At 43.9% G+C, this 25,901-nt stretch carries 25 protein-coding genes; 18 read left to right on the top strand and 7 right to left on the bottom strand.

What is annotated here, in order from left to right:
- Nucleotides 1-294: 294 nt before the first annotated feature.
- A complete protein-coding gene (locus AB4232_RS04520; RefSeq protein ID WP_009847430.1) occupies nucleotides 295-1,881 on the top strand; it encodes an AbgT family transporter in 1,587 nt (528 codons plus the stop codon).
- A 277-nt stretch (nucleotides 1,882-2,158) separates the two neighbouring features.
- Here the strand turns inward: AB4232_RS04520 and AB4232_RS04515 are convergent, their stop codons facing one another.
- On the bottom strand, nucleotides 2,159-2,602 hold the full coding sequence (locus AB4232_RS04515; protein WP_009847429.1) for a YaiI/YqxD family protein: 444 nt from the start codon (nucleotides 2,600-2,602) through the stop codon (nucleotides 2,159-2,161).
- A gap of 38 nt (nucleotides 2,603-2,640) precedes the next feature.
- Nucleotides 2,641-2,928: a hypothetical protein gene (locus AB4232_RS04510; protein WP_009847428.1), complete on the bottom strand. Its 288-nt coding sequence runs from the start codon at nucleotides 2,926-2,928 to the stop codon at nucleotides 2,641-2,643.
- Nucleotides 2,929-3,696: 768 nt separating this feature from the next.
- Between AB4232_RS04510 and AB4232_RS04505 the strand changes: the two genes are divergently transcribed.
- Entirely contained in the window at nucleotides 3,697-4,215 is a 519-nt protein-coding gene (locus AB4232_RS04505; protein WP_009847427.1) for a GNAT family N-acetyltransferase, read from the top strand.
- Here the strand turns inward: AB4232_RS04505 and AB4232_RS04500 are convergent.
- Nucleotides 4,181-4,489: a DUF3301 domain-containing protein gene (locus AB4232_RS04500; RefSeq protein WP_009847426.1), complete on the bottom strand. Its 309-nt coding sequence runs from the start codon at nucleotides 4,487-4,489 to the stop codon at nucleotides 4,181-4,183. The genes AB4232_RS04505 and AB4232_RS04500 overlap by 35 nt on opposite strands.
- An 84-nt stretch (nucleotides 4,490-4,573) precedes the next feature.
- The gene (locus tag AB4232_RS04495) at nucleotides 4,574-5,614 is read right to left on the bottom strand and encodes a DUF3549 family protein (RefSeq protein WP_012604610.1); all 1,041 of its coding nucleotides are present in this window, start codon (nucleotides 5,612-5,614) and stop codon (nucleotides 4,574-4,576) included.
- Nucleotides 5,615-5,701: 87 nt separating this feature from the next.
- Between AB4232_RS04495 and AB4232_RS04490 the strand changes: the two genes are divergently transcribed.
- Entirely contained in the window at nucleotides 5,702-6,016 is a 315-nt protein-coding gene (locus AB4232_RS04490; protein ID WP_372086375.1) for a YqcC family protein, read from the top strand.
- A complete protein-coding gene (truC, locus tag AB4232_RS04485; protein ID WP_009847423.1) occupies nucleotides 6,016-6,765 on the top strand; it encodes a tRNA pseudouridine(65) synthase TruC in 750 nt (249 codons plus the stop codon). The genes AB4232_RS04490 and truC overlap by 1 nt, the downstream gene beginning before the upstream one ends.
- A gap of 161 nt (nucleotides 6,766-6,926) precedes the next feature.
- On the opposite strand, the gene AB4232_RS04480 is transcribed toward truC, so the two are convergent.
- The 3 genes from AB4232_RS04480 to map form a co-directional block, all read right to left on the bottom strand.
- Nucleotides 6,927-7,310, bottom strand: coding sequence for a DUF3461 family protein (locus AB4232_RS04480; RefSeq protein WP_004734354.1), 384 nt, complete (start codon nucleotides 7,308-7,310; stop codon nucleotides 6,927-6,929).
- A 218-nt stretch (nucleotides 7,311-7,528) separates the two neighbouring features.
- Entirely contained in the window at nucleotides 7,529-10,150 is a 2,622-nt protein-coding gene (gene glnD / locus AB4232_RS04475) for a bifunctional uridylyltransferase/uridylyl-removing protein GlnD (protein WP_065679078.1), read from the bottom strand.
- Between the two features lie 139 nt (nucleotides 10,151-10,289).
- Nucleotides 10,290-11,168, bottom strand: a complete 879-nt coding sequence (gene map, locus AB4232_RS04470) for a type I methionyl aminopeptidase (protein WP_012604605.1) — start codon at nucleotides 11,166-11,168, stop codon at nucleotides 10,290-10,292.
- Nucleotides 11,169-11,625: 457 nt separating this feature from the next.
- Here map and rpsB point away from each other — a divergent pair, with 457 nt between their 5' ends.
- The 14 genes from rpsB (at nucleotide 11,626) to lpxB (ending at nucleotide 25,890) form a co-directional block, all read left to right on the top strand.
- A complete protein-coding gene (gene rpsB, locus AB4232_RS04465; protein WP_009847420.1) occupies nucleotides 11,626-12,357 on the top strand; it encodes a 30S ribosomal protein S2 in 732 nt (243 codons plus the stop codon).
- Nucleotides 12,358-12,494: 137 nt separating this feature from the next.
- Nucleotides 12,495-13,340, top strand: a complete 846-nt coding sequence (tsf, locus tag AB4232_RS04460; protein WP_009847419.1) for a translation elongation factor Ts — start codon at nucleotides 12,495-12,497, stop codon at nucleotides 13,338-13,340.
- Between the two features lie 156 nt (nucleotides 13,341-13,496).
- Entirely contained in the window at nucleotides 13,497-14,228 is a 732-nt protein-coding gene (pyrH, locus tag AB4232_RS04455) for a UMP kinase (RefSeq protein WP_009847418.1), read from the top strand.
- A gap of 98 nt (nucleotides 14,229-14,326) precedes the next feature.
- Nucleotides 14,327-14,884, top strand: coding sequence for a ribosome recycling factor (gene frr, locus AB4232_RS04450; RefSeq protein ID WP_009847417.1), 558 nt, complete (start codon nucleotides 14,327-14,329; stop codon nucleotides 14,882-14,884).
- 98 nt (nucleotides 14,885-14,982) lie between these two features.
- Nucleotides 14,983-15,735, top strand: coding sequence for an isoprenyl transferase (locus tag AB4232_RS04445; RefSeq protein ID WP_009847415.1), 753 nt, complete (start codon nucleotides 14,983-14,985; stop codon nucleotides 15,733-15,735).
- A 16-nt stretch (nucleotides 15,736-15,751) separates the two neighbouring features.
- On the top strand, nucleotides 15,752-16,594 hold the full coding sequence (locus AB4232_RS04440; protein WP_009847414.1) for a phosphatidate cytidylyltransferase: 843 nt from the start codon (nucleotides 15,752-15,754) through the stop codon (nucleotides 16,592-16,594).
- A gap of 51 nt (nucleotides 16,595-16,645) precedes the next feature.
- Entirely contained in the window at nucleotides 16,646-17,854 is a 1,209-nt protein-coding gene (gene ispC, locus AB4232_RS04435; protein WP_009847413.1) for a 1-deoxy-D-xylulose-5-phosphate reductoisomerase, read from the top strand.
- Entirely contained in the window at nucleotides 17,851-19,209 is a 1,359-nt protein-coding gene (gene rseP, locus AB4232_RS04430) for a sigma E protease regulator RseP (RefSeq protein ID WP_269335654.1), read from the top strand. Before ispC ends, rseP begins: the two co-directional genes overlap by 4 nt.
- 48 nt (nucleotides 19,210-19,257) lie before the next feature.
- Nucleotides 19,258-21,663, top strand: coding sequence for an outer membrane protein assembly factor BamA (gene bamA, locus AB4232_RS04425; protein WP_009847411.1), 2,406 nt, complete (start codon nucleotides 19,258-19,260; stop codon nucleotides 21,661-21,663).
- 27 nt (nucleotides 21,664-21,690) lie between these two features.
- The gene (locus tag AB4232_RS04420; protein ID WP_009847410.1) at nucleotides 21,691-22,191 is read left to right on the top strand and encodes an OmpH family outer membrane protein; all 501 of its coding nucleotides are present in this window, start codon (nucleotides 21,691-21,693) and stop codon (nucleotides 22,189-22,191) included.
- A gap of 5 nt (nucleotides 22,192-22,196) precedes the next feature.
- Nucleotides 22,197-23,228, top strand: a complete 1,032-nt coding sequence (gene lpxD / locus AB4232_RS04415) for a UDP-3-O-(3-hydroxymyristoyl)glucosamine N-acyltransferase (protein WP_009847409.1) — start codon at nucleotides 22,197-22,199, stop codon at nucleotides 23,226-23,228.
- A 93-nt stretch (nucleotides 23,229-23,321) separates the two neighbouring features.
- Nucleotides 23,322-23,774 (top strand): 3-hydroxyacyl-ACP dehydratase FabZ, encoded by a 453-nt coding sequence (gene fabZ, locus AB4232_RS04410; RefSeq protein WP_009847408.1) that lies wholly within the window; start codon nucleotides 23,322-23,324, stop codon nucleotides 23,772-23,774.
- A gap of 1 nt (nucleotide 23,775) precedes the next feature.
- Nucleotides 23,776-24,564: an acyl-ACP--UDP-N-acetylglucosamine O-acyltransferase gene (lpxA, locus tag AB4232_RS04405; protein WP_009847407.1), complete on the top strand. Its 789-nt coding sequence runs from the start codon at nucleotides 23,776-23,778 to the stop codon at nucleotides 24,562-24,564.
- Between the two features lie 129 nt (nucleotides 24,565-24,693).
- A complete protein-coding gene (lpxB, locus tag AB4232_RS04400) occupies nucleotides 24,694-25,890 on the top strand; it encodes a lipid-A-disaccharide synthase (protein WP_269335651.1) in 1,197 nt (398 codons plus the stop codon).
- Nucleotides 25,891-25,901 lie beyond the last annotated feature (11 nt).

The raw sequence follows: 25,901 nt of genomic DNA, 5'->3' as shown, positions 1-25,901 counted from the left end.
CAGGAGAGTATGTGCTCACTTAGCGTACGCTGTTTCTTATTTGTCACTTTATCAATAGCTTACAAGCGCAAGCATAAATCGAATGAATGCATCCATACCAATTATAAACCTAACTTTCATACTTTAATTAGAGTTATTTGCTAATTTTTTGTTTTTATTAAGTTAAAAAGAATGGTTTGTTACACACTTTGTAACATTTACGATTTCTAATTAACCCTTTTGTCGAGTAATCTGCGCGGGCAATTTAAACATCTTTGTCACAATTGCACAGGAATCACTACAAGGAGGGAACTGATGAGTTCATCAGCTTCAATAAAAAACAATTCGCCTAAAAAACCTATTTTTACTCGCTTTTTAGATGGCGTTGAATATTTGGGGAACCTATTACCCCACCCAATCACTCTTTTCGCAATCTTCTGCTTAGCAATCCTCGTTACTTCAGGTATTGCTGGTTACTTCGAAGTGTCTGTTATGGACCCTCGACCAGAAGGTGCTAAAGGTCGTGCTGCTGACGGCATGATCCACGTTGTAAGTCTGCTTAACGCAGAAGGTCTACAACTTATTGTGACTAACTTAGTTAAGAACTTTGTTGGTTTTGCTCCACTAGGTACTGTACTTGTTGCTATGCTTGGTGTAGCGATTGCTGAACACTCAGGTCTACTATCTGCTGCAATGCGTGGCATGGTAATGGGTGCTTCTAAGCGCATGGTTACAGTAACGGTTGTGTTTGCAGGTATTATCTCTAACACAGCATCAGAGCTTGGCTATGTGGTACTTATTCCACTAGCAGCAATGCTTTTCCATTCTTTAGGTCGTCACCCTCTTGCTGGTCTTGCTGCGGCATTCGCTGGTGTGTCAGGTGGTTACTCTGCAAACCTACTTATCGGTACGGTTGACCCACTGCTTTCTGGTATTACAGAAACAGCGGCACAGATGATTGACCCGTCTTACACGGTTGGTCCTGAGTCAAACTGGTACTTCATGTTTGTTTCTACTTTCTTCATCGCGATTACAGGTGCATTTGTAACTGAGAAGATTGTTGAACCTAAGTTGGGTAAATACAACGACGAAGAAGCTTCTGAAGATTTATCAAATGATTCGATGGGCAGACTGACGGATGTTGAGAAGAAAGGTCTAAAACTAGCAGGTATTGCTGTATTGGCTGTTTCTGCACTTCTAGCGTGGACTATCGTTCCAGCTGACGGTGTTCTACGTTCAGCGTCTGGTACGGTTTCGGGTTCTCCATTCCTGAAGAGTATTGTTGCGTTTATCTTTGTATTCTTCGCTATTCCTGGTTTTGTTTACGGTAAAGTTACCGGTTCAATGAAGAACGATCGTGACGTGATCAACGCGATGGCGACGTCTATGTCTTCAATGGGCATGTACATTGTTCTTGTATTCTTTGCTGCACAGTTTGTTGCTTTCTTTAAGTGGACTAACTTTGGTCAAGTAATCGCTGTTGGTGGCGCTAGCTTCTTACAAGATATCGGTCTTACTGGCCCAATGTTGTTCTTTGCATTTATCCTAATGTGTGGCTTCATTAACCTAATGATCGGTTCAGCTTCTGCTCAGTGGGCAGTAACAGCACCTATCTTTGTACCTATGCTAATGCTTGTTGGTTACGCACCAGAAACGATTCAAGCAGCTTACCGTATCGGTGATTCAACGACGAACATCATTACACCAATGATGAGCTACTTCGGTCTTATTCTTGCTGTAGCGACGCGTTACATGAAGAACCTTGGTATCGGTACTCTGATTGCTACAATGCTTCCATACTCAATCTGCTTTATGTTCGGTTGGAGCATCTTGTTCTACCTATGGGTGTTCGTATTTGGTCTTCCAGTAGGCCCAGGTGCAGCAACGTTCTACACGCCGTAGTAACGTTAGTACAAGTCATATTGTTAGATTTTAAAGCCTGCCTCGTGCAGGTTTTTTTTGATCGAAAGTATGGTGTACCAATCACGGAAAGTGATCTGAAAGAGTGTAGAAAATTGGGATGATTTAAAAAGAAGAGATGGTGACAAGATGGATCATCAATACTCCGTTAAAGTAGCACTTAGTATCAAGTGTTAAGTAACAAGAACGGAGTATGTCGACAAACATATCTACAGGTTCACGGTTATGGCTATGAACGAATATCAATGTTTCTTAATGATTAGCGCTTTGCTAGCAGGCGATCAAGGTGATTCGCGAACTCACGACGATCGGTCTGTGAGAGGGCGCTTGGTCCACCCGTTTGGATGCCGCTTGAACGCATGGTATCCATAAAGTCACGAATGTTCAGGCGCGCTTTGATGGTTTCTTTGGTGTAGAGCTCGCCACGAGAGCTAAGTGCTTGACCACCTTTGGTGATCACTTCATCGGCGAGAGGGATATCGGATGTAATCACGAGATCACCGGGTTCAGTGCGTTTTACGATTTCATCATCTGCAATATCAAATCCGCTTGGGACTTGAATTGAGTGGATGTTATTGCGTTTAGGGACAGGAACCAGATGGTTTGCCACGAAGGTACATTCAACCCCAGTGCGCTCAGCTGCGCGTACGATTGTTTCTCGGATAACCTTAGGACAAGCGTCCGCATCAACCCATATTTTCATAGTGTTCTATTTCTCTGTTAGCTTATTGCTCAGTTAACTTATTGTTCCGTTAACTTGGCTTCTAGCGTGGCAACGCGGGTGGTAAGTTCAAGGATTTGCTTTTCCAGTTGGCTAACACGATCAAGTGCAGGCTCTTCTTGTGTCGCGACTTCAACTTTAGGAACGCGATTCGCGCTTTTCCAGCTCTTGATGGTTGTGATTAAAGCGGGCATCGGAACCGATGTACTCATACGAGCTTTAACTAAAGCAACTGTAGGCTCTTTCCCTTGTGCTTGCAGTCCTTCAAGCACTGATTTCAACTCTTCAGACACATCTTTTGTCAGCATGTTGACCTCCATTTTTAGTCTTCAGCCATTTTACTCGCTCTGGTGAGTGATAGCGAATCATAAAACCGCCCATAGCTTGTGAGAGATCTCTTACAAAGGTTGTGAGATAACACGAATACATCGCTAGAGAGATTGAGGTGCATATGATTAAGTGGTTGATTTTTTGTTGTTTTATATAATTAACAACTTTTATGAATTCAAAGTGTGATGCAAATCTATTGTCCCAAATCGTAAATCGCGTAAATTAAACCTTGTCGGAAGGATTCTGACACGGAACAGGAAAGCACCAAGGATTTGGTTATCTTCAGGATGAAGATTTGGTTACTTAGGATTGAGTAGTCAAGCATGGAGCGTAAGGACATTGTAGGGATACAGTCAGTTAACAGGAAGTTAGCTGCAACGGAATGACAATGGACACCTTTAGGATTTAAAGGGTTGGATTAGCATCAGGACGATGTAAAGGACACCGCTCACGGAACAAGTGATGTGCGCTAACTAGGATTGTTAGCTTTCAGGATGATTGGACACCGCTAGGACGGCGAAGTAAAGGAAAGAGCTGAAGGATTACAGCCACTATTATGGATGATGCATGGAGCATTTATTAGTAGCCGGACTGCTGCGAGTAAGACCCTAGCCCTGACACTTCGGTGTCGGGGCTTTTCTTTATCTGAGGCTTTTCTTCTATCTAGGGGGCTCTTTAATTCAGGAGCTTTTATCTAAGATCGCGACATCTGCTTTTCTGCTAATGGTCAACACAAGGAGTGTTTTATGACGATAGCAACCTCAAGAACGCTGTTGGTACCTTATACCGAACAGCTACAACACGACTTTATCAAGTTGAATTGCTGCCCCGTTAATCGTTCTGAAATGAATGGGCCGCACTCTATTGCCTCTGCGAAGTTCTTATTTCAAGAGATACTGCAAGACAACGTCGGCTTCTGCCGCGCTATCATCCACAACCAAACCCGTGAATATCTTGGACATGTCTTTATTTCATCAGAAGAGGGTAGGCATGAGCTTGGCTTTATTTTGGATAAAGAGTATTGGAATCGCGGCTTTGCTAGTGAGGTGCTAAAACCATTTTTAAGTTTGGTGTGTTTTGAAGAGCGCCTAACGAATGTTGTTGCGACTGTGAATGTCGGCCACAACCCATCGATTAAGTTATTAGAAAAACTAGGGTTTGAATTTAAGGAAACCAAACAAGATTCGTTTGGCCCTTATCATGAATATAGCTATAACGCGCACTGCGACGTTACATTCTATGAGGCTGTAGCTCAAACCGCATAGAGCGGAAGCCGACCATGGTCAGTTTTCCTTGGTACAGGTCATCACCTAACGCCGAAAATTCAAAATGGTACACAGTATGCCAGCGCCAAATGGTCGTGAGCTCATGGCGCATCTTAAGTTTATGACCGTTGAAGGCGACACTTAATAATTGTAGGTCGAGCTCTTTACACTTTCTCGCAATGGCAGCTTTCGCAAGCTCGGATTGCCTGCGCTGCTGCCAAAATAGAAAGCAAAAGAAGCACAGCATCAAAATAGCCACTAAGTTATCTATCATTTAGTCCACACTTCCTTTTATCTTTCTATTCCAATCGTGTTTTTAGCTTATTGTTACGAACTACTGAGCTGTTCTGTCTAGTTTTTATTGCGACTTAGCTGCTTGTTGTAACTCAATCAATGCGTTTGCGAGTTCTGGTGATGGGTTCGAATTCAACAACGGCAAAAATACCATTCTTAGTGTCGGAATCATCACTAAATCTGCAAATAACTGATTGAACAGGTTTTGGTTGCCTGTTTGTGCGAGGCGCAACAAGAATTGCTCGGCAATCGCTGGATCTTGTAGCGCATGCCAGCTGCGACCCGCTAAACCAATCAACACTTCTTGGTGGCTCAAGCGTGGACTCGCGAGAACTTGGTTAATGATGTTATTCGCGATCCCTTGTTCTGCACCGGAAAGGGCACGAACCAAAGCTGACAGTAAGAACAGATCCGGCTCTTGACTGTTAATCTCATTGTTTGCCATCTCTTGTAAGCGTTGAGCGAGCTTGTCATTGATTTGCGTGTGCTCAAGCGCCCCTAGTGTTGCGTATAGCGGCTCTGATGGCAGTTTATTCAATGCTTTGCGAATCGCGACACCGTTTTGTTGGCTGCCTAAACGCGCGCACATATCGGTGATGCCTTGAAGACCAACGGTTTTCCAGTTATCCCAACCAAGCTCACCTGTGAAGTAATGCTGAGCGTGCTCGTAATATTGGCTCGTCGCGAGGTCTAACCCTGCTCTTACTTGGCTATGGAATACGGCCATTTTGTCTTCAGAAGGCTTGAAGGTATAAGGGTTGTTTGACAGCTTTTGTTGTTGCTCTTCGCTGATCTCACCGTTCAAACGTGTGCCCATCGCTTCGATAACAAACTTAAGAAAATTACCCACATCCCCTTGATGCAGTAAGCCTCTTTCATCGAGTTTGAATTTTAGGAACCAGATCCAAGGTTGCTTGTGTTCGTTCCAGTAGCTGATCGCTAAGTGAGCTTGTTTTTGAAGTGGAAACGGGTATGGCTGTTTCCCCTGCTCAACATCAGAGAATAGGGTGTTGTCGATCTTCTGGATACGACGACCTAGGTCGTAGATGTCGTATTGGCAACCGCTATTCTTTAGCAACTGAGTGAGCGTGTGAATCGTTTCCATAGTAATAAAGCTCCTAACTTTCTTTCCTAAATAGATGGTACTCTATGCCCCAATTTCAAGGTCACTAGATAAATAACTTGGTGAAAAATGACAGCAGCCACAAAGTTACCTCTTTTACTTCAACAATTAGAACAACAAATGCGCCAATGTTCTCTATGGAGCGATGTTTCGCCTTCGGATGAAGCTCTGGCGAGCGTTGAACCTTTCGCTATTGACTCGCTACAACCTGAAGAGTGGTTGCAGTGGATCTTTATCGTTAAGATCAACGCAATGATGGATGCCCAAATGAGCCTACCTAAGGGCTTTGCTATTCATCCTTATTTTTGTGAAGTGTGGAAAAATGAGGCAGAGAAAGCGGAATTGCTAGTGACGATTCAGAGCATTGATGAGGTATGCGCGTAATGTTAGAGATCATTTATCAAGATGAGTATTTTGTCGCGGTGAATAAGCCTGCGGGTATGCTAGTGCATCGCTCATGGTTGGATAAACACGAGACTCAGTTTGTGATGCAGACTCTGCGCGACCAAATTGGTCAGCACGTATTTCCTCTGCATCGCTTAGACCGTCCAACGTCTGGCGTATTGGTGTTTGCTCTGTCGAGTGAAGTTGCCTCTGAGGTGATGCCGATGTTCGCCAACCACGAGATGCAAAAAACCTATCATGCGATTGTGCGTGGTTGGATAGAAGAGGGCGATACGCTCGATTATGCGCTTAAGGTTGAGCTGGATAAGATCGCCGATAAGTTCGCGAAAGAAGATAAAGAACCACAAGAAGCTGTCACTGTGTACGAGCCGTTAGCGAAAGTCGAAGTGCCGTATTCAACAGGCCGTTTTCCTACCAGTCGTTATTGCTTAGTTGAGATGATGCCAAAAACAGGACGTAAACATCAGCTGCGTCGTCACATGGCTCATCTAAGACACCCAATCGTGGGCGATACTTCACATGGTGATGGTAAGCATAACCGACTGTTCCGTGATGATTTAGACTCACACCGTCTGTTGCTGCATGCTTCTGAATTGCGCTTCATTCATCCTTTCACTAAAGAAGAATTGGTGATGAAGGCGAACTTAGATGAAACGTGGTTAAGGTTGTTTGAAACTTTTGAGTGGGACGCCAACTTAATCGATGCTCAAACTTGCTTATCGAAGTAAGTCACGCGTGTTTAAGCAATTGCGAGTCTAAGTGAATAGAGAAAATAGAATAAAAACAAAGGGCTGATAGTGATATCAGCCCTTTTTGACGTCTGTGCGACCTTAACAACATAACTAATGTTGGTTAGTTGATAGTTAATCGCTAACAGTTAATCGTGGGATCATTTAAGTTTTTCTAGATCGGCTTCGATCTCTGCGATCTTGCTTGATACCACTTTTTCTAGATGGCGTAAGTCAGTAAGGATCTTCTGCTTCACATCCACCTCAGCCGTTGGCGTCGGTTTGGTGATCTTGTTGAGTTCATCAATCACAAGAGTGAGGTTGCGGTTAATCTCGGTCACTTCTTTGTATTGATTATTGCCGCCGCTAACAAGCACACTTTTTACTTGTCGCGGGTACTTAAACTTAACGCTTTTCGCGAACAGTTCACCTTTCTGCTTACGAAAGTAAATCTTCAGGATATCTTTGTGCGCTTCTTGGCGAAGGGAGTAACGTTCAATCTGTTTAGGTTCGTGGATACCTAAGCCAGTGAGGTTTGGATACATAAGCGACCTCTAGGTTATGAATGTAATACTTTTATGTAATTGACTTGATCAATGTAGCAGCCTAACGACGAGCTAGATAGTTGATATCTGTGAATTGATTGTAAGTTGTGGGCAAGATCGCTCTCTATCTTTGCCCACACTTATTTGGCTATTAAAGCAGCTCCAAGAGCTAAACTTGTTTCCTAGTCACAACTTACTTCTAGCTCTAAATTAGCTTTCTAAGGTGCGAGTTCTGAAACGTGTTCGGTTAATCTTTCTCTTAAGGCTTGTTCTTGTTCTTCAGACAACCTTCCTCCCGCGTCACTGGTCAGAATAAACAAATCTTCTGCACGTTCGCCGATGGTGGTAATTTTAGCGCCGTGCAAATTGATGTCTAACTCAGCAAAGGTTGCGCCGACTTGAGCCAACAACCCCGGTGTATCAAGAGCTCTCAACTCCATCAAGGTGCGCTTCTTGCTCTTAGTTGGTAGGAACTCAACCCGAGTTTTTACCTTGAAATGCTGCAAGTTTCGAGGCGTGCGACGTGTCTTAATCTTAGTTGGACGGCCATCAGCTAGAACATGAGTTAGATGTTTCGCAACGGCTTTGTGTCTTGCTTCATCAATCGCTTCACCATGCTGATCAAGTACGATAAAGGTATCCAAAACGTGACCATCTTTACTGACCATGACCTGTGCGTCGTGAACGTTAAAGTTACGTCTGTCGAGCTCGGCAACAACGGTTGCGAAAAGTGCCGCTTGGTCTTTACAGTATACGAATACCTCTGTACCACCTCGTGTTGCTTTTTTGCTGATAAGTACTAGAGGTTGGCTCGGATCTTCTAAGCGAAGTAGGTGCTCACAGTGCCAAGCAATTTGAGTGTGTGTATGACGCAAAAAATAGTCAGCTTTAAAACGCTGCCACAACACTTCAATTTCACGAGCGGAGAAACCTTCTTTACGCAGCAGTGCAGATGCCATTTGTTGATTGTGACGAATACGGTCTCTGACATCGACTGGGTTTTCCAAGCCGCGACGCAGTGCTCGCTGCGTAGAATGGAATAGCTCTGCGAGTAGGGTACGTTTCCAGCTGTTCCATAGCTCTGGGTTGGTTGCACAGATATCAGCGACAGTTAAGCAAACCAGCAGCTCAAGTGACTCTTCATCGCGAACTTTTTTGGCGAATTCGGTAATCACATCCGGATCGTAGATATCACGGCGCTGAGCGGTCACTGACATTAACAGGTGGTTTTGTACTAGCCACGCAACTTGTTTGGCTTCAGGCTTCGATAGCCCATGCTCAATACAGAAAGAGTAAGCTTCAACAGCACCGATCTCGGAGTGGTCTCCACCACGGCCTTTTCCGATGTCGTGGAAGATAGCGGCCAGGATCAGGAGTTCTTTTTTCTGAACTCGAGGGTACACTTCACAACAAATTGGGTGTTTGTCGTGGTTCTCTACTTGGCTAAAGCGGTTGATGTGCTTGAGCAGGCGAATACTGTGTTCGTCCACGGTGTAAACGTGGAACAGATCAAACTGCATTTGGCCGACAATTTGGCTCCATTGCGGTAAGTACGCCGATAGCACGCCCAGTTTATGCATCAAGCTAAAAGCTTTGTGCAGTGCGTTGGGGTGGCGAACTAAATCCATGAACTTGTCACGAGCTTCAGGAATGGTATGCAGGAAACGGTTCAATCGGCGACGCGCCGTTCGCAGTTGTCGTAATGTTGGTGGGCTTACCCCTTCGATCGTCGAGTCATTCGCGATATGGATAAACATATCGAGAATCGTTTCTGGCCGTGCTTGGAATAGGGCTGGCTTACGCGCTTCGATTAATGAACCTCGACGTTGGAAGTCATTGTCGAGAATCTCGGCTTCTTGTGTTTGACCACCGTTAATGATTGCTTGGTCAAACAGCTTAAGCAGCATCTTGTTGAGCTCTGCTACACGACGAAGTGTTCGGTAGAACTCCTTCATCATCATTTCTACGCCGCGATTGCCCTCACCAGTGTAACCAAGGTGTTCGGCTACTTGAGCCTGATGCGCAAAGGTAAGTCGGTTGTCATAACGGCGCAGCTCTATGTGCAGTGCAAAGCGAACGCGCCACAAGAAGTCTTGGCACTCCACGAGTTCACGATATTCGGCATCGGTAAGAAAGCCATACTTGCTCATTTCTAACAAAGAAGTCGCACCGAAGTGGCGACGTGCTACCCAACTCAGAGTGTGGATGTCTCTGAGCCCGCCCGGAGTTGATTTGATATCCGGTTCTAGATTGTAAGTCGTGTCGTGATAACGAGCGTGACGCTCTCTCTGTTCTTGAATCTTCGCCTTGTAGAAGGTCTCACTTGGCCAAAATGAATCGGAGTGAATCTTAAGCTTTAACTCTTGAAAGGTGTCTTCGCTTCCGCATAATAAACGTGACTCTTGTAAGTTGGTCGCAACGGTTAAATCATCAATGCCGATCTCAAGACACTCGGCAATGGTACGGACTGCGTGGCCGACTTCTAGCTTCAAATCCCACAATAGGGTGATGAATTGACTGACTTTCTCACCTAGTGCTGGTGGCAGAGTTTTTTGCGAGACGATGAGTATATCAATATCGGATAAAGGGTGTAGTTCACCACGGCCATAGCCGCCTACTGCGACCAACGCAATATGAGGCAGTTTGCTAAATCCGAAATGCTCCCATAAACGGTTGAGAAGCAAATCCATGTATTCGGAGCGCAGCAGAACCAAATCGGTAACTGGATGATGATTTAGAAATTCACTCTTTTGATACTGCGTGAATATTTCGAGCTGATTTTTTAATTCGCAGATTTCAAGTTGTTCGTCATTGAACGTAATAGGGCATTGATAAGGCATAGTCTGCTATCCGTGCAAGCAAATGAGAATAGTAAACAATTTAACAGAAGCTGATGCAAAATCGAAATTGAGCGGATAAAAAAATATCCTCGGCAATGCGAGGATATTTTCAAAAGTCTGAGGTGTTCAGTTTGTTGAACTAAGCATTCTTCATAATACGTGGAATCGTATCATCGCTGCGTAGTGTTAGTACTTCACAACCTGTATCAGTCACAACTAATGTGTGTTCCCACTGAGCCGAGTTCTTGCTGTCAGCTGTGTACACTGTCCAGCTATCTTCGTCATCTAGACGGCAACCAAATTTACCAGCATTGATCATTGGCTCGATTGTGAAACACATGCCTGCTTTTAGCACTGTGCGATCGCTGTTTTTGTAGTGAACGACTTGTGGATCTTCGTGGAACTCAGAACCAATGCCGTGACCACAGTAATCTTTTACAATAGAGAACTTAGCGCGTGGGTTATTCTTGTTGTTTGTCTTGATGTACTTCTCGATAGCAGTACCAACTTGGCCAAGTTGAACGCCTGGTTTAACCTGACGCATGCCTTCATAAAGTGCTTCTTGAGCAACCATGCATAGACGTTTGTTTGCTGGTGAAACTTCACCCACAAGGAACATTTTAGATGTGTCACCATGGTAACCCTGCGGACGAGTGCTTAGGTCTGCATTTTCGTCATCAGGAACAATCACAGTGATGTCAACGTTTAGAATATCGCCATCTTTCAATACTGCAGGTTTGAATTGACCTGTGCTACCAGTCTCATCTTGTGATGCTGGAATACCATGACACACGATGTGGTTGATAGACGTACAGATAGACTTAGGGAAACCGTGGTAATCAAGTGGTGCTGAGTATGCGCCTCTCTCTAGAGCGTACTCGTGACAGATTTGGTTAAGCTCTTCTGTCGTTGTACCCACTTGGATGTGAGGTTCAATCATCTCTAAAATTTCAGAAGCCAGCTTGCCGGCGACGCGCATTTTTTCAATTTCTTCAGCAGTTTTAATTTTTACAGCCATTGCATATCTCTTAATTTGGTAGCACCTAAGTGTGCATATTGGGGCTATTCTATCAGTGCAGCATTTTAGCGCAACATTCCCATATCCATACAATGCTGGTGGATACTACTTAATTTAAGCCGATATTGCTCTGTAAGACGATGCTGAATCGATTTGATTAGGCCGCGATTTATCGGTGAAATCCGCTAATAGGCTAGAGTATAGCAGTCGCCATTTTTGGATTTTTTTCTAGCCATAGATAGACAAAATATGGTATAAAGCGCGCCGGACATCAGGACTGTTTTCTCCAATTGGCGAAACAAGCTTTGTGTCCACTAACTTATTTCTTTAAATCACACACATTCCGACACATGTTCCGGGGTGCCTCAACAACACAGATAACGGCTGAAAAGTGGTTAGTTGTTAGGGGTCGGATTCATGGGGGATGTGGAGGCCTAACCCCATAGAGGATTTTAAAATGGCAACTGTATCAATGCGCGATATGCTTAAAGCTGGTGTTCACTTCGGTCACCAAACTCGTTACTGGAACCCAAAAATGAAGCCATTCATCTTTGGTGCTCGTAACAAAGTACATATCATCAACCTAGAAAAAACTGTACCAATGTTCAACGACGCTCTAGCTGAAATCGCTAAAGTTGGCGAGAAGAAAGGTAAAGTTCTTTTTGTTGGTACTAAGCGCGCTGCATCTGAAGCTGTTAAAGAAGCTGCTATCAACAGCAACCAGTTTTACGTTAACAACCGCTGGTTAGGCGGTATGCTAACGAACTACAAAACTGTTCGTCAGTCTATCAAGCGTCTGAAAGAACTTGAAGCGCAAGCTCAAGACGGTACTTTCGACAAGCTTACTAAGAAAGAAGCTCTAATGCGCACTCGTGAAATGGAGAAGCTAGAGAAGTCTCTTGGTGGTATCAAGAACATGGGCGGCCTTCCAGACGCTCTATTCGTTATCGATGCTGATCACGAACACATCGCAGTTAAAGAAGCAAACAACCTAGGTATCCCAGTTTACGCTGTAGTTGATACTAACTCTAACCCAGACGGTGTTGACTTCGTTATCCCTGGTAACGATGATGCAATCCGTGCAGTACAGCTTTACCTAAACGCTGCTGCAGACGCGGTTAAAGAAGGTCGTAACAAAGATGTTGCTGCTGTAGCTGCTGAAAAAGACGGTTTTGTAGAAGCTGAATAATAGCGGCTCTGAGCCATATTTAGTTCATATTAAGCGGTCATAATCGATGGCTTAAGAACTGAATACAGTCAATATCAGGGGCCAATTAATTAGGCCCCTGTTTTTTATCTTTTTTAGAATTTACTGAGGAATAGAGAATGGCAACTGTAACTGCAGCTCTAGTTAAAGAACTTCGTGAACGCACAGCTGCGGGCATGATGGAATGTAAAAAAGCGCTTGTTGCTGCTGAAGGCGACATCGAGCTAGCAATTGAAAATATGCGTAAATCTGGCGCAGCGAAAGCAGCTAAAAAAGCTGGTAACGTTGCTGCTGAAGGCGCAATCATCATTAAAGAAGAAGCTGGCGTTGCTGCTCTTCTTGAAGTGAACTGCCAAACTGATTTCGTAGCTAAAGATGCAGGTTTCCTTGCATTCGCTAACGAAGTTGCTGAAGTTGCTCTAGCTGAACGTCTAGACATCGTTGCACTTCAAGCTAAGTTTGAAGACGCACGTATCGCTCTAGTAACTAAGATCGGTGAGAACATCAGCATCCGTCGTGTTGAGCTTGTTGAAGGTGTTGCACTAGCTTCTTACCGTCACGGCGAGAAAATCGGTGTTGTTGTTGCTGGTGAAGGCGAAGCTGAAACGCTTAAGCACATCGCTATGCACGTTGCTGCTTCTAAGCCTGAGTACGTTAACCCATCTGACGTACCTGCTGACGTAGTAGAAAAAGAAAAAGCTGTTCAAGTTGAAATCGCTATGAACGAAGGCAAACCACAAGAGATCGCTGAGAAAATGGTTATCGGCCGTATGAAGAAATTCACGGGCGAAGTATCTCTTACTGGTCAAGCTTTCATCATGGAACCTAAGAAAACTGTTGCTGACATTCTTAAAGAGAAAGGCGCATCAGTTACTACCTTCGTTCGTTTAGAAGTTGGTGAAGGTATCGAGAAAGCAGCTGAAATGAGCTTCGCAGACGAAGTTGCAGCGGTACAAAAAGGTTAATCCTTAGCGTATTGTTTGAAAAGAGACCGTGGCAAATGCTGCGGTCTTTTTATGAATAATGAATTATTTCCGGCTTTTAGCTGTTATGAATGCAAACTGAGCTCTTCAGTTTTTATCCATGACTGTTAATCATCAACTCTTTGGAAGGTAAGCTCCATGACTACGAACCCTAAACCAGCGTATCAACGTATTCTGTTAAAACTTAGCGGTGAAGCGCTACAAGGCGAAGAAGGTTTTGGTATTGACCCAACGATCCTTGATCGTATGGCTCAAGAAGTAAAAGAATTAGTTGAACTAGGCGTTCAAGTTGGTGTTGTTATCGGTGGTGGTAACCTTTTCCGTGGCGCAGGCCTAGCAGAAGCGGGTATGAACCGTGTTGTTGGTGACCATATGGGGATGCTGGCAACGGTAATGAACGGCCTTGCTATGCGTGACGCACTACACCGTGCTTACGTAAACGCACGTGTAATGTCAGCAATTCCTCTTAAAGGTGTATGTGACGACTACAACTGGGCAGATGCAATCAGCCAACTACGTCAAGGTCGTGTTGTGATCTTCTCTGCTGGTACTGGTAACCCATTCTTTACTACAGACTCTGCTGCATGTTTACGCGGTATCGAAATCGAAGCTGACGTAGTTCTAAAAGCAACAAAAGTAGATGGTGTATTTACTGCTGACCCAGTAGCAAACCCAGACGCAGAGTTGTATGATACGTTGTCTTACAACACCATTCTTGAAAAAGAATTGAAAGTAATGGACTTGGCCGCATTTACGCTAGCACGTGACCACAAAATGCCAATCCGTGTATTTAACATGAATAAGCCAGGCGCACTACGTCGCGTGGTTATGGGTGAAACTGAAGGTACATTAATCAGCGACGCTGACTAATTTTTCGGGCTTACTGAAGTATAATGCTTCGGTAAGCTTATCCTTATCACTCCAAATAAAAAGCTTTCTTGAAGAAAGAACATAATCAAGGTGAAATTGTGATTAACGAAATCAAAAAAGACGCTCAAGAGCGCATGGTAAAAAGTGTTGATGCACTAAAAAACAGCCTACAAAAAATCCGTACAGGCCGTGCTCACCCGAGCCTACTTTCTGGTCTTACTGTTGAGTACTACGGTGCACCAACACCTTTGACTCAAGTAGCTAACGTTATTGCTGAAGACGCACGTACACTAGCAATTACAGTGTTTGATAAAACACTGACTCCTCTTGTTGAAAAAGCAATCATGACTTCTGACCTAGGCTTAAACCCTATGTCTGCAGGTACGGTTATTCGCGTTCCACTTCCACCGCTTACGGAAGAACGTCGTAAAGACCTAGTTAAAATCGTTCGTGGCGAGGCTGAAGGTGGCCGTGTTGCTATTCGTAACATCCGTCGTGACGCGAATGGCGATCTAAAAGCACTTCTTAAAGACAAAGAAATTTCAGAAGACGAAGATCGTAAAGCACAAGACGAAATTCAAAAGCTAACTGACGCTGCGGTTAAGAACGTAGACGAAGTTCTAGCAGTTAAAGAAAAAGAGTTGATGGAAGTTTAATTTTCCATATTCTTTTCTTTCAGGAAAAACGCTGTACTCACGGTGCAGCGTTTTTTTATGCTATTCTGTTCGACTATTAGAATTTGATTCACTCTTTTATGCATAATTCTCAAGCGTTCACAGACTCTCTTCCTAAACACATTGCTATCATTATGGATGGTAATGGTCGCTGGGCAAAAGCTCAGGGTAAGCCTCGTGTCTTTGGTCATAAAAATGGCGTTCAAGCTGTTCGAAAAACCATATCTTCAGCAGCCAGACTTGGCATTAAAGCCGTAACTCTTTTTGCTTTTAGTAGTGAAAATTGGCGTCGTCCTGAAGAAGAAGTGGGTCTCTTGATGGAACTGTTTATTTCAGTGCTATCGAGTGAAGTAAAAAAGCTTCATAAAAATAATCTACAACTTCGTGTTATTGGTGATAAAAGTCGTTTTAATGAGCGACTACAAAAGAAAATAGAAGAAGCGGAAGCTTTGACTAGCACCAATACGGGTATGGTTATTAATATTGCGGCTAACTACGGCGGTAAGTGGGATATCCAGCAAGCGATGACTTCGATTGCTCAACAGGTTAAGTCTGGCGATATTAATGTAGAAGACATTGATGAAGCTATGATTACACAACACCTGACGATGGCAGATATTCCAGAAGTCGATCTACTTATCCGCACCAGTGGCGAGTGCCGCATTAGTAACTTTATGCTTTGGCAATTAGCTTACGCCGAAATGTATTTCACTGAACAATTCTGGCCAGACTTTAATGAAGACAGCTTAGTAGAAGCTGTGACTTGGTTTGTAAACCGCGAGCGTCGTTTTGGATGCACCGGTGAGCAAATTAAAGCTCTGATGGACAGTTAATAAGGATTTTTTTGGTTTGAAACAACGAATTATTACGGCGTTGATTTTAGCTCCCCTAGTTATTCTAGGTATTTTCGAGTTATCACTTCCCACGTTTATTCTTTCACTAGCAGTAATCTCGCTATTGGGTCTTTGGGAGTGGACTCAGTTTGTTGAAAGCAAATCACGTTATTTAGCGTTGATTCCAACAGTTGTGGTAAGTGCTGCAAGTTTTGCTTTTATACCTTTTGATGCATTTAGCCTTAATAACTTATCGGGTGCTCACTACGCCATTCTAACGATTGGTTCAATTTGGTGGGTAATCGCGAGTGGTATGGCAGTGACTTATCCTAAGTCTATGCCAGCATGGAAAGACTCATCCATTCTTCGTCACGCATTTGGCGTGCTGACTTTGCTACCATTCTTCTGGAGTGTGGTTATCCTGCGTGCTAACGGTATTGATGTTGATCCTTACCACGGCGCAAAATTGGTGATGTTCGTTTGCTTGCTTGTTTGGGCTGCGGACAGTGGTGCTTACTTTTCAGGAAAGAGCTTTGGCAAGCGCAAAATGGCCCCTGCGGTGAGTCCTAATAAAACGATTGAAGGTCTTATTGGTGGCATCATTACAGCAGTGATCGTGGCCTGGATCTTTGCTGACTTGTTTGATATCCAATTCACAAGCCCTCTCCACATGATTGTTATTACTCTTGTGACCGTCGTTATTTCTGTTCTTGGTGATCTTGTTGAAAGCATGTTTAAACGTGTTTCTGGGGTGAAAGACAGCAGTAATCTGATTCCTGGTCATGGTGGTATACTTGATAGAATAGATAGCTTAACGGCTGCGTTCCCTGTCTTTGCTCTGCTTTATTTAGCATTCTAATAAAAAAGGGCAGTGATTCTGCCCTTTATTACATTTCTACGGTCATATGTGATGCGAAATCTAACTATCCTTGGCGCTACCGGCTCAATTGGTGCAAGTACACTAAAAGTCGTTGAACAAAACCCAGAACTCTATTCGGTTGTAGCAATGGCTGCAGGCTCGAATGTTGAAAAGATGCTGGCGTTAGTTGAAAAGTGGCAACCAAGCTATGTTGCTATGGCTTGCCCTGATGCAGCATCTAAGCTGACTGAAGTGTTGTCTACAAATCACCCAAACATCAAAGTTCTTTCTGGTTCTGAAGGCATGTGTCAGGTCGCTTCTCTAGATGAAGTGGACACGGTAATGGCTGCTATTGTGGGTGCGGCAGGTTTGCTTCCTACGATGTCTGCGGTTAAGGCTGGTAAGCGCATCTTGCTGGCTAACAAAGAAGCGTTGGTGATGTCTGGCCAGTTGTTTATCGACGCCGTAGAGAAGTACGGCGCTGAACTGCTTCCTGTCGACAGCGAGCATAATGCTATCTTTCAGTGTTTACCTCAGAATGTGCAAACCAAACTAGGCCGTTGTGACCTTGAAGAAAATGGTATCAACCATATTCTTTTGACTGGTTCGGGTGGCCCTTTTCGCTATACGGATGTTGCAGAGTTAGATTCGGTCACACCTGAGAGAGCGATTGCACACCCTAACTGGTCAATGGGCCCTAAGATCTCTGTTGATTCAGCTACGATGATGAATAAAGGCTTAGAGTACATTGAGGCGAAATGGCTATTTAATGCCTCTCAAGAGCAACTCAAAGTTATTATTCACCCTCAGTCTGTGATTCATTCTATGGTTCAGTACAAAGATGGCTCAGTATTGGCTCAAATGGGTGAACCTGATATGGCGACGCCAATTGCTTTGACCATGTCTTATCCTGATCGTACTGAAGCGGGTGTTAAGCCTCTGGATTTCACCAAAGTGGGCGAGCTTACCTTCTTAGAGCCCGATTTAACTCGTTACCCATGTTTGAGATTAGCCATTGAGGCGTGCTATTTGGGGCAGCATGCAACAACAGCAATTAATGCGGCAAACGAAATTGCAGTCGATGCTTTCTTGAACAATCAAGTGAAGTTTACCGATATTGCTATCATTAACGAGCATGTTATGAACAAAGTATGTGAACAACATAACTCTGAAGGCTTAGATAGCTTGGAAAGCCTTCTCGAGCTCGATAATATGTCTCGTCAAATAGCCATTCAATTTATAAAAGAGCAGCTAGCATGAGTGGAATTCTGTGGAACTTCGCATCCTTTATTGTAGCGCTTGGTATTCTGGTCGCTGTTCATGAATTTGGACACTTCTGGGTTGCTCGTCGCTGCGGTGTGAAAGTAGAAAAATTCTCGATTGGTTTTGGTAAATCGATCTGGAGTAAAGTTGGCCGCGATGGAACGGAATATAGCTTGTCAGTCATTCCATTGGGTGGCTACGTTAAGATGCTTGATGGTCGTGTTGATGACCTTTCTGAAGACGAACAGCAATACGCTTTTGATAAGAAACCGTTGTGGAAACGAACAGCGATTGTGGGTGCAGGTCCAGCATTCAACTTTATCTTTGCCGTGTTCGCATATTGGCTGGTATTTTTGATTGGCGTGCCTGCGGTTAAACCGGTGATCGGTGAGGTCACCCCGCAATCTATTGTTGCACGAGCCGGAATTGAAACTGGAATGGAACTTAAATCTATTTCAGGAATCAAAACCGCAGATTGGGAATCAGTAAACTTGGGTTTGATATCACATATTGGTGATGAGTCCATGACTGTAACGGTTTCTTCTCAAGACGACATCGGCTTTGAACAACAGATAACATTGGATATTTCTGACTGGTCGTTCAACCCAGAAACTGAGTCAGCAATGACAACGCTTGGTTTTAGACCCTATTCTCCAGAGATATCGACAGTGCTCGCTCAAGTTATTGATGACGGTGCTGCCTATTCTGCAGGGCTAGAATCTGGCGATAAAATTGTCGAAATTAATGGTCAGCCTATTGAACAGTGGAAGTCGGTTGTTGAATTAATCCGTTCACACCCAATGATGCCCTTGGACCTTGTCGTATTACGAAATGGTGTTGAGCGGTCATTGGTTATGACGCCCAATAGTCGCGAATTTTCTGATGGTTCTACAATCGGCTATGCGGGTATTGCTCCCGAAGTCGCAGAATGGCCAGAAGATTATCGCTTTGAGTTACAATTTGGTGTAATTGAGTCTGTAGGAAAAGCATTTAATAAAACAGGTCAAATCATAGGTTTGACACTGACAATGCTTAAGAAGCTTATCGTTGGTGATGTTGGCTTAAATAACTTGAGTGGCCCAATTTCAATTGCTAAAGGCGCAGGGGCAACCGCCGATTACGGTTTAGTTTACTTCTTAGGTTTTTTAGCTCTGATTAGTGTTAACTTGGGTATTATTAATTTAGTTCCGCTGCCTATGCTTGATGGCGGACATTTGCTCTTTTTCGCTATTGAGGCCGTTACTCGTAAACCTGTACCTGAAAAAGTTCAAGAAATGGGATATAGAGTGGGAGGCGCAATCCTCTTCTCTTTGATGGCTCTGGCAATATTTAATGATTTTACTCGTCTGTGAATGGTTTCTCACAGGCATTGGTAGTAGCAAGGAATAATTAGAATAAGTATGGCGATTAAGCAAATTCTGTTCGCAAGTCTATTGGCCACTAGTGTGGCTGCGAACGGAGCACAAAACTTTGTAGTTCAAGATATCAAGATCGAAGGTTTACAGCGTGTTGCACTTGGTGCAGCTCTACTGAAAATGCCAGTACGTATTGGCGATGAAGTGGATGACGGCGATGTGTCTGAGATCATTCGTGCACTGTATGCTTCAGGCAACTTTGAGGACGTTAAAGTTCTTCGCGATGATGATGTTTTAGTTGTTCAAGTCAAAGAACGACCGACCATCGCAAGTATCTCATTCTCAGGTAACAAGGCGATCAAAGAAGAACAACTTCAGCAGAACCTAGATGCATCTGGTGTTCGTGAAGGTGAAGCCCTTGACCGTACTACACTGAGTAACATTGAGAAGGGCCTTGAAGATTTCTACTACAGTGTTGGTAAATACAACGCGACAGTAAAAGCCGTAGTGACGCCTCTGCCTCGTAACCGTTCTGACCTTAAGTTTGTATTTACTGAGGGCGTGTCCGCTAAGATTCAGCAAATTAACTTTATCGGTAACGAAGTTTTCTCTGACGCTGATCTACTTAGTCGTTTCAACTTGAACGTTGATGTTGCATGGTGGAATTTCCTTGCGGATGAAAAATACCAGAAGCAAGTACTGGCTGGTGATATCGAAGCGTTGAAATCTTACTACCTTGACCGTGGTTACCTTAAATTTAAGGTGGATTCGACTCAGGTTGCGATCTCTCCTGATAAGAAAGGTGTTTACATCACGCTAGGCCTAGATGAAGGCGAAGCTTATACCGTTAAAGATGTCTCTTTCCGTGGTGAGCTTATCGGCCGCGAGGCTGACTTCGAAGCGTTAGTGCCATTCGAAGATGGCGATACATATAACGGTTCTTCTGTAACGTCTTTAGAAGAGGGCGTGAAACGAATTCTAGGCGAATCTGGCTATGCGTACCCACAAGTTCGTACGATTCCTGAATTTGACGATGAGACCAAAGAAGTGTCGTTGGTTATCAATGTAGAAGCGGGCAGCCGTATCTACGTTCGTGATATTCGATTCACGGGTAACAACTCAACGAAAGATGAAGTACTGCGTCGTGAAATGCGTCAAATGGAAGGCAGCTGGCTGAACTCCAAGTCGATTGATACAGGTAAGAACCGTCTTAACCGTTTAGGCTTTTTTGAAACGGTCGATGTGCAAACGGTACGTGTTCCTGGCAGTGAAGACCAAGTGGATCTGGTTTACAACGTTAAGGAAGCGAACTCGGGTAGCGTCAACTTCGGTGTTGGCTACGGTACTGAATCGGGTGTCAGCTTCCAGGTTGGTTTACAGCAAGATAACTTTGCAGGTTCTGGTAACCGTGTTGGCGTAAGCGCCATGATGAACGATTACCAAAAGAATGTGAGCTTAGACTACCGCGACCCATACTGGAACCTTGATGGCGTGAGTATGGGAGGGAAAATCTTCTACAACGAATTTGAAGCCTCTGAAGCGGGTATTGTCGATTATACCAACCAAAGTTATGGTACGAGCTTAACATGGGGTTTCCCTATGGATGAGCTGAACCGTCTCGAGTTTGGTTTTGGTTATACGCACAACAAAATCGGTAACGTTCCTACCTATATTCAAGTTGAACAGTTTGCGAGAAGTATTGACCAATACGGTGATGAGCATATCTTAACCGATGACTTCGATATCAATATCTCTTGGACGCGCAACAACCTTAACCGTGGCTTCTTCCCTACTGAAGGTAACCACCAACGTGCTTTCGCGAAAATAACCGTACCAGGCTCGGATGCGAAATACTTCAAAGCGCAATACGATGTAAAACATTACATTCCGTTGACTAAAAAGCATGAGTTCACACTATTGATGCGTGGTCGATTAGGCTATGGTAACGGTTATGGTCAAACGGATGGTAATGATAACTTGTTCCCATTCTACGAAAACTACTACGCGGGTGGTTTTACAACACTACGTGGTTTTGGTTCGAACTCAGCTGGTCCAAAAGCTGTTTACGGAAATAGCACGGGCAACAACCCGACGTACAATTCTGCAACCGATGATTCGGTTGGTGGTAATGCGGTTGCTTTGGCTAGCGTAGAGTTAATCGTACCAACACCGTTTGCTTCTGATGAAGCGCGCAGTCAGATTCGAACTAGCGTGTTCTTCGATATGGCAAGTGTATGGGATACCGAATTCGTAGACCGTGGCGTACCTAATAGCGGTCAACAGTACTACTACGATTACTCTGACCCAACAAATTACCGTTCATCTTATGGTGCCGCTCTTCAGTGGATGTCACCGATGGGACCATTGGTTTTCTCTCTAGCGAAACCAATTAAAATCTACGAAGGCGATGACGAAGAATTCTTCACATTCACCATTGGTAGAACTTTCTAATCTTTAAAGGACAATATTTTGAAAAATATGATTAAAGCAGCAGGTTTAGGCCTTGTAGTTCTTAGCTCTTCTTTCTTTGCAACAGCGGCTGAAGCTGCGCAAAAAGTGGGCTATGTAAATACTGCACAAGTATTCCAGGCTCTACCTCAGCGTGAAGTTGTTCTTCAAAAAATGCAGGAAGAGTTCAAAGATAAAGCTGCTGAGCTTCAAAGTATCCAAGCTGAAGCTAAGACTAAGATTGAAAAGCTTAAGCGTGATGGTGAGCTATTAGGGCCTGATGAAGTAGAGAAACTTCGTATTGAAGTCGGCCAACTAGACAGCAAATACAAAATCAAAGCTCAAGCATTAGAAAAAGCAAGCCAACGTCGTGAAGCACAAGAGAAGCAGAAGCTATTCAAAGTAATTCAAGATGCTGTAACTAAAGTTGCAGAGAAAGAAGGCTACGACATGATCGTTGATATTCAAGCTCTGCAGTACGGTAAGCCAGAATACAACATCTCTGAAAAAGTAATTAAATCACTGAAATAAGTTTTATGAAGAATCTGACCTTAGCCGAATTGGCAACGATTACCGGTGGAGAGCTACACGGAGACGGTGCAGTTACCGTTTCAGCAGTCGCTCCTATGGATAAAGCGCAAGAAGGAAATATTACGTTCCTTTCGAACGTGAAGTACAGCAAGCACCTTGGCGACTGTAAAGCATCCGCTATTATGGTTAAAGAGAGCGAGCGTGAACTGTGTAAGACCAACGTTATTGTGGTCAGCGACCCTTATGTTGCTTTTGCTAAGGTTGCTCAAGCGCTTGATACCACGCCAGCGCCAGCTGCTGGTATTGCTGATTCTGCTTCAATTTTAGGCGACGCGACCATTGGACAAAATGTGTCTATTGGTGCCAATGCTGTGATTGAAACTGGCGTAGTGCTTGGTGATGACGTCGTTATCGGTGCTGGTTGCTTTATTGGTCAAAATGCAAAAATTGGCGCAGGTACTAAGCTTTGGGCTAACGTAAGTGTTTACCATGAAGTGGTGATTGGCGAAGCATGTTTGATTCAATCTAGTACAGTGATTGGATCCGATGGTTTTGGTTATGCGAATGAGAAAGGCGAGTGGGTTAAGATCCCGCAAGTCGGTTCAGTTCGTGTTGGTAACCGCGTAGAAATCGGCGCGTGTACTACCGTTGACCGTGGCGCATTAGATGACACTATTATTGAAGATAACGTTATCTTAGATAACCAACTTCAGATAGCTCATAATGTTCACATCGGATATGGTTCTGCTATTGCAGGTGGTACTATCATTGCCGGCAGCACAACGATAGGTAAGTACTGTATTATTGGTGGCGGTTGTGTGATTAATGGTCATATTGAAATCGTTGACGGCGTTACAATCACCGGTATGGGGATGGTAATGCGCAGTATCACCGAAAAAGGCATGTACTCTTCAGGTATTCCTTTACAGCCAAATAAAGATTGGCGTAAAACAGCAACGCGAGTTCATCGTATTGATGAAATGAACAAGCGTTTGAAAACCGTTGAAAAACTTATCGAGAACAGCGCGGAATCATAATTCCAGCATTTCTAATAAAAGGCTCGCGTACAGCGAGTCTTTTTCGTTTATAATCCTTCTCATTAAATAAAGAATATACATAGGAATACGACTTTGACTACTGAACAGACAACGATGAACATTACTGAAATTCAGGAACTATTACCTCATCGCTACCCATTCTTAATGGTTGATCGTGTGACTAGCTTTGAAAAAGAAAAGACACTGACTGCGATTAAGAATGTTTCTGTTAACGAACCTCAGTTCACAGGCCACTTCCCACAACTTCCTGTATTCCCAGGTGTGTTGATCTTAGAAGCAATGGCGCAAGCAACAGGTCTTCTAGCATTTAAATCTTTTGGTGCTCCTTCTGGTAATGAGCTTTACTACTTTGCTAGCGTAGATAAAGCGAAGTTCCGCAAGCCAGTAGTGCCAGGTGACCAATTGGTTATCGAAGTTGAGTTCTTAAAAGAACGTCGTGGCATTGCATCGTTCAACGGTGTAGCGAAAGTTGACGGCGTAGTTGTATGTTCAGCTGAACTTAAATGTGCTCGTAGAGAGTTTTAATATGATTCATGAAACAGCGAAAATTCACCCGGCAGCAGTAATCGAAGGTGATGTAACTATCGGTGCTAACGTGACGGTTGGTCCTTTCACTTACATTGCTGGTAACGTGACAATTGGTGATGACACTGAAGTGATGTCGCATGTTGTGATCAAAGGTCACACGACAATTGGTAAGCAAAACCGAATCTTCCCACACGCAGTGATTGGAGAAGAAAACCAAGATAAGAAATACGGTGGTGAAGACACGACTGTTGTGATCGGTGACCGTAATGTGATTCGTGAAGCAGTTCAGATCCACCGTGGTACAACTCAAGACAAAGCTACCACTGTGATTGGCGATGACAACTTACTTTGTGTAAATGCTCACGTAGCGCATGATGTTATTGTTGGTAACCATACTCACATTGGTAACAATGCTATTCTTGGTGGCCACGTAACCGTTGGCGATTATGCGGGTGTTATGGCGCTTTCTGCTATTCACCCATTTTGTTCTATTGGTGCTTATGCGTACATTGGCGGCTGTTCTGCGGTTGTTCAAGATGTACTGCCGTACGTGCTTGCACAGGGTAATCATGCCGCTCCATTCGGCCTCAACCTAGTGGGCTTGAAGCGTAACGGATTTGAGAAACCAGAAATTCGAGCATTACAGAAAGCGTACAAAGAGTTATACCGTTCAGGCAAAACACTTGAAGAAGCGAAAGCCGCTTTAGTTGAAATGGCGAAAGAGTTTGCTTCGGTAACTCCTATGTTAGAAATGCTAGAGAGCTCTGAGCGCGGTATTATTCGTTAATACTTGATGTGGTTATGTACCAATCAATATGAGTATGACAATAGTTACCTCGTTAGATTGGTATAACAAAAAGATCGCTACTCGTTAGGCGATCTTTTTTGTTTTAGGCAAGAAGGGAATTAGAAAACTATGGCACAGCAAGAAGCAGCAACCAATAGCTTGGACTTTGTTTCGAATGAACCTCTGCGTGTAGGTATCGTTGTCGGAGAACTCTCTGGTGACACGCTTGGCGAAGGCTTTATTAAAGCGATCAAATCACAATATCCGAATGCTGAATTCGTGGGTATTGGCGGACCAAAAATGAAGGCGCTTGGTTGTGAGTCTCTTTTCGAAATGGAAGAGCTTGCCGTGATGGGGCTTGTAGAAGTGCTTGGTCGTTTACCTCGCTTGCTAAAAGTGAAAGCGGAGCTAGTTAAGTACTTTACTCAAAACCCGCCAGATGTCTTCGTCGGTATCGATGCGCCAGACTTTAATCTAAGACTTGAATTAGATCTTAAGAACGCGGGCATTAAGACTGTTCATTATGTCAGCCCTTCAGTCTGGGCATGGCGTCCAAAGCGTATCTTTAAAATCGACAAAGCAACCGATTTGGTACTGGCTTTCTTACCATTCGAAAAAGCGTTTTATGATAAATATAACGTTGCTTGTGAATTCGTTGGCCACACGTTGGCTGATACCATTCCACTGGAGCCGAATAAGAAAGAGGCTCGCGATCTTTTAGGTTTAGATCAAGATAAGCCGTGGTTAGCGGTATTGCCAGGTAGCCGTGGTGGTGAAATGAGTTTGATTGCTCAACCATTTATCGAAACTTGTCAGCGCATTAAGCAAAAGTACCCTGATATCAATTTTGTTGTTGCATTGGTTAATGAACAGCGCAAGAAACAGTTTACAGAGATCTGGCAATCGACGGCACCTGAACTTGAATTTACCTTGGTAGAAGATACGGCTACCAATGTGATTACTGCTGCTGATTCTGTTTTGTTAGCTTCTGGTACTGTTGCTCTTGAGTGTATGTTGCTGAAACGACCGATGGTCGTTGGCTACAAGGTCAACAAGCTCACTGGCTATATCGTTAAGAAATTGTCGATCACAGAATTTGTCTCGTTACCGAATATCCTAGCGGGTGAAGAAATCGTAAAAGAACACATTCTTGAGGAGTGTCACCCAGATTACCTTTTCCCATCGGTCGATAAGATGCTTTCAACTGACAACGCGCCACTTATTGAACGCTTTACTGAAATGCATCACTGGATTCGTAAAGATGCTGACAAACAGGCAGCTAACGCAGTTCTGAAATTGATCGGTCGAGAGTTTGTTGAATCATAAAGTGCTTCTTT

Source organism: Vibrio sp. 10N.286.46.A8 (assembly GCF_041470165.1).
Taxonomy (GTDB): domain Bacteria; phylum Pseudomonadota; class Gammaproteobacteria; order Enterobacterales; family Vibrionaceae; genus Vibrio; species Vibrio tasmaniensis_A.
This window is presented reverse-complemented; position numbering and strand designations above follow the sequence as displayed.

What these genes read in the sequence shown, in the direction of transcription:
- AB4232_RS04520 (WP_009847430.1), top strand. Translation starts at nt 295, where the DNA reads ATGAGTTCATCAGCTTCAATAAAAAACAATTCGCCTAAAAAACCTATT.
- AB4232_RS04515 (WP_009847429.1), bottom strand. Translation starts at nt 2,602, where the DNA reads ATGAAAATATGGGTTGATGCGGACGCTTGTCCTAAGGTTATCCGAGAA.
- AB4232_RS04510 (WP_009847428.1), bottom strand. Translation starts at nt 2,928, where the DNA reads ATGCTGACAAAAGATGTGTCTGAAGAGTTGAAATCAGTGCTTGAAGGA.
- AB4232_RS04505 (WP_009847427.1), top strand. Translation starts at nt 3,697, where the DNA reads ATGACGATAGCAACCTCAAGAACGCTGTTGGTACCTTATACCGAACAG.
- AB4232_RS04500 (WP_009847426.1), bottom strand. Translation starts at nt 4,489, where the DNA reads ATGATAGATAACTTAGTGGCTATTTTGATGCTGTGCTTCTTTTGCTTT.
- AB4232_RS04495 (WP_012604610.1), bottom strand. Translation starts at nt 5,614, where the DNA reads ATGGAAACGATTCACACGCTCACTCAGTTGCTAAAGAATAGCGGTTGC.
- AB4232_RS04490 (WP_372086375.1), top strand. Translation starts at nt 5,702, where the DNA reads ATGACAGCAGCCACAAAGTTACCTCTTTTACTTCAACAATTAGAACAA.
- truC (WP_009847423.1), top strand. Translation starts at nt 6,016, where the DNA reads ATGTTAGAGATCATTTATCAAGATGAGTATTTTGTCGCGGTGAATAAG.
- AB4232_RS04480 (WP_004734354.1), bottom strand. Translation starts at nt 7,310, where the DNA reads ATGTATCCAAACCTCACTGGCTTAGGTATCCACGAACCTAAACAGATT.
- glnD (WP_065679078.1), bottom strand. Translation starts at nt 10,150, where the DNA reads ATGCCTTATCAATGCCCTATTACGTTCAATGACGAACAACTTGAAATC.
- map (WP_012604605.1), bottom strand. Translation starts at nt 11,168, where the DNA reads ATGGCTGTAAAAATTAAAACTGCTGAAGAAATTGAAAAAATGCGCGTC.
- rpsB (WP_009847420.1), top strand. Translation starts at nt 11,626, where the DNA reads ATGGCAACTGTATCAATGCGCGATATGCTTAAAGCTGGTGTTCACTTC.
- tsf (WP_009847419.1), top strand. Translation starts at nt 12,495, where the DNA reads ATGGCAACTGTAACTGCAGCTCTAGTTAAAGAACTTCGTGAACGCACA.
- pyrH (WP_009847418.1), top strand. Translation starts at nt 13,497, where the DNA reads ATGACTACGAACCCTAAACCAGCGTATCAACGTATTCTGTTAAAACTT.
- AB4232_RS04445 (WP_009847415.1), top strand. Translation starts at nt 14,983, where the DNA reads ATGCATAATTCTCAAGCGTTCACAGACTCTCTTCCTAAACACATTGCT.
- ispC (WP_009847413.1), top strand. Translation starts at nt 16,646, where the DNA reads ATGCGAAATCTAACTATCCTTGGCGCTACCGGCTCAATTGGTGCAAGT.
- rseP (WP_269335654.1), top strand. Translation starts at nt 17,851, where the DNA reads ATGAGTGGAATTCTGTGGAACTTCGCATCCTTTATTGTAGCGCTTGGT.
- bamA (WP_009847411.1), top strand. Translation starts at nt 19,258, where the DNA reads ATGGCGATTAAGCAAATTCTGTTCGCAAGTCTATTGGCCACTAGTGTG.
- AB4232_RS04420 (WP_009847410.1), top strand. Translation starts at nt 21,691, where the DNA reads ATGATTAAAGCAGCAGGTTTAGGCCTTGTAGTTCTTAGCTCTTCTTTC.
- lpxD (WP_009847409.1), top strand. Translation starts at nt 22,197, where the DNA reads ATGAAGAATCTGACCTTAGCCGAATTGGCAACGATTACCGGTGGAGAG.
- lpxA (WP_009847407.1), top strand. Translation starts at nt 23,776, where the DNA reads ATGATTCATGAAACAGCGAAAATTCACCCGGCAGCAGTAATCGAAGGT.
- lpxB (WP_269335651.1), top strand. Translation starts at nt 24,694, where the DNA reads ATGGCACAGCAAGAAGCAGCAACCAATAGCTTGGACTTTGTTTCGAAT.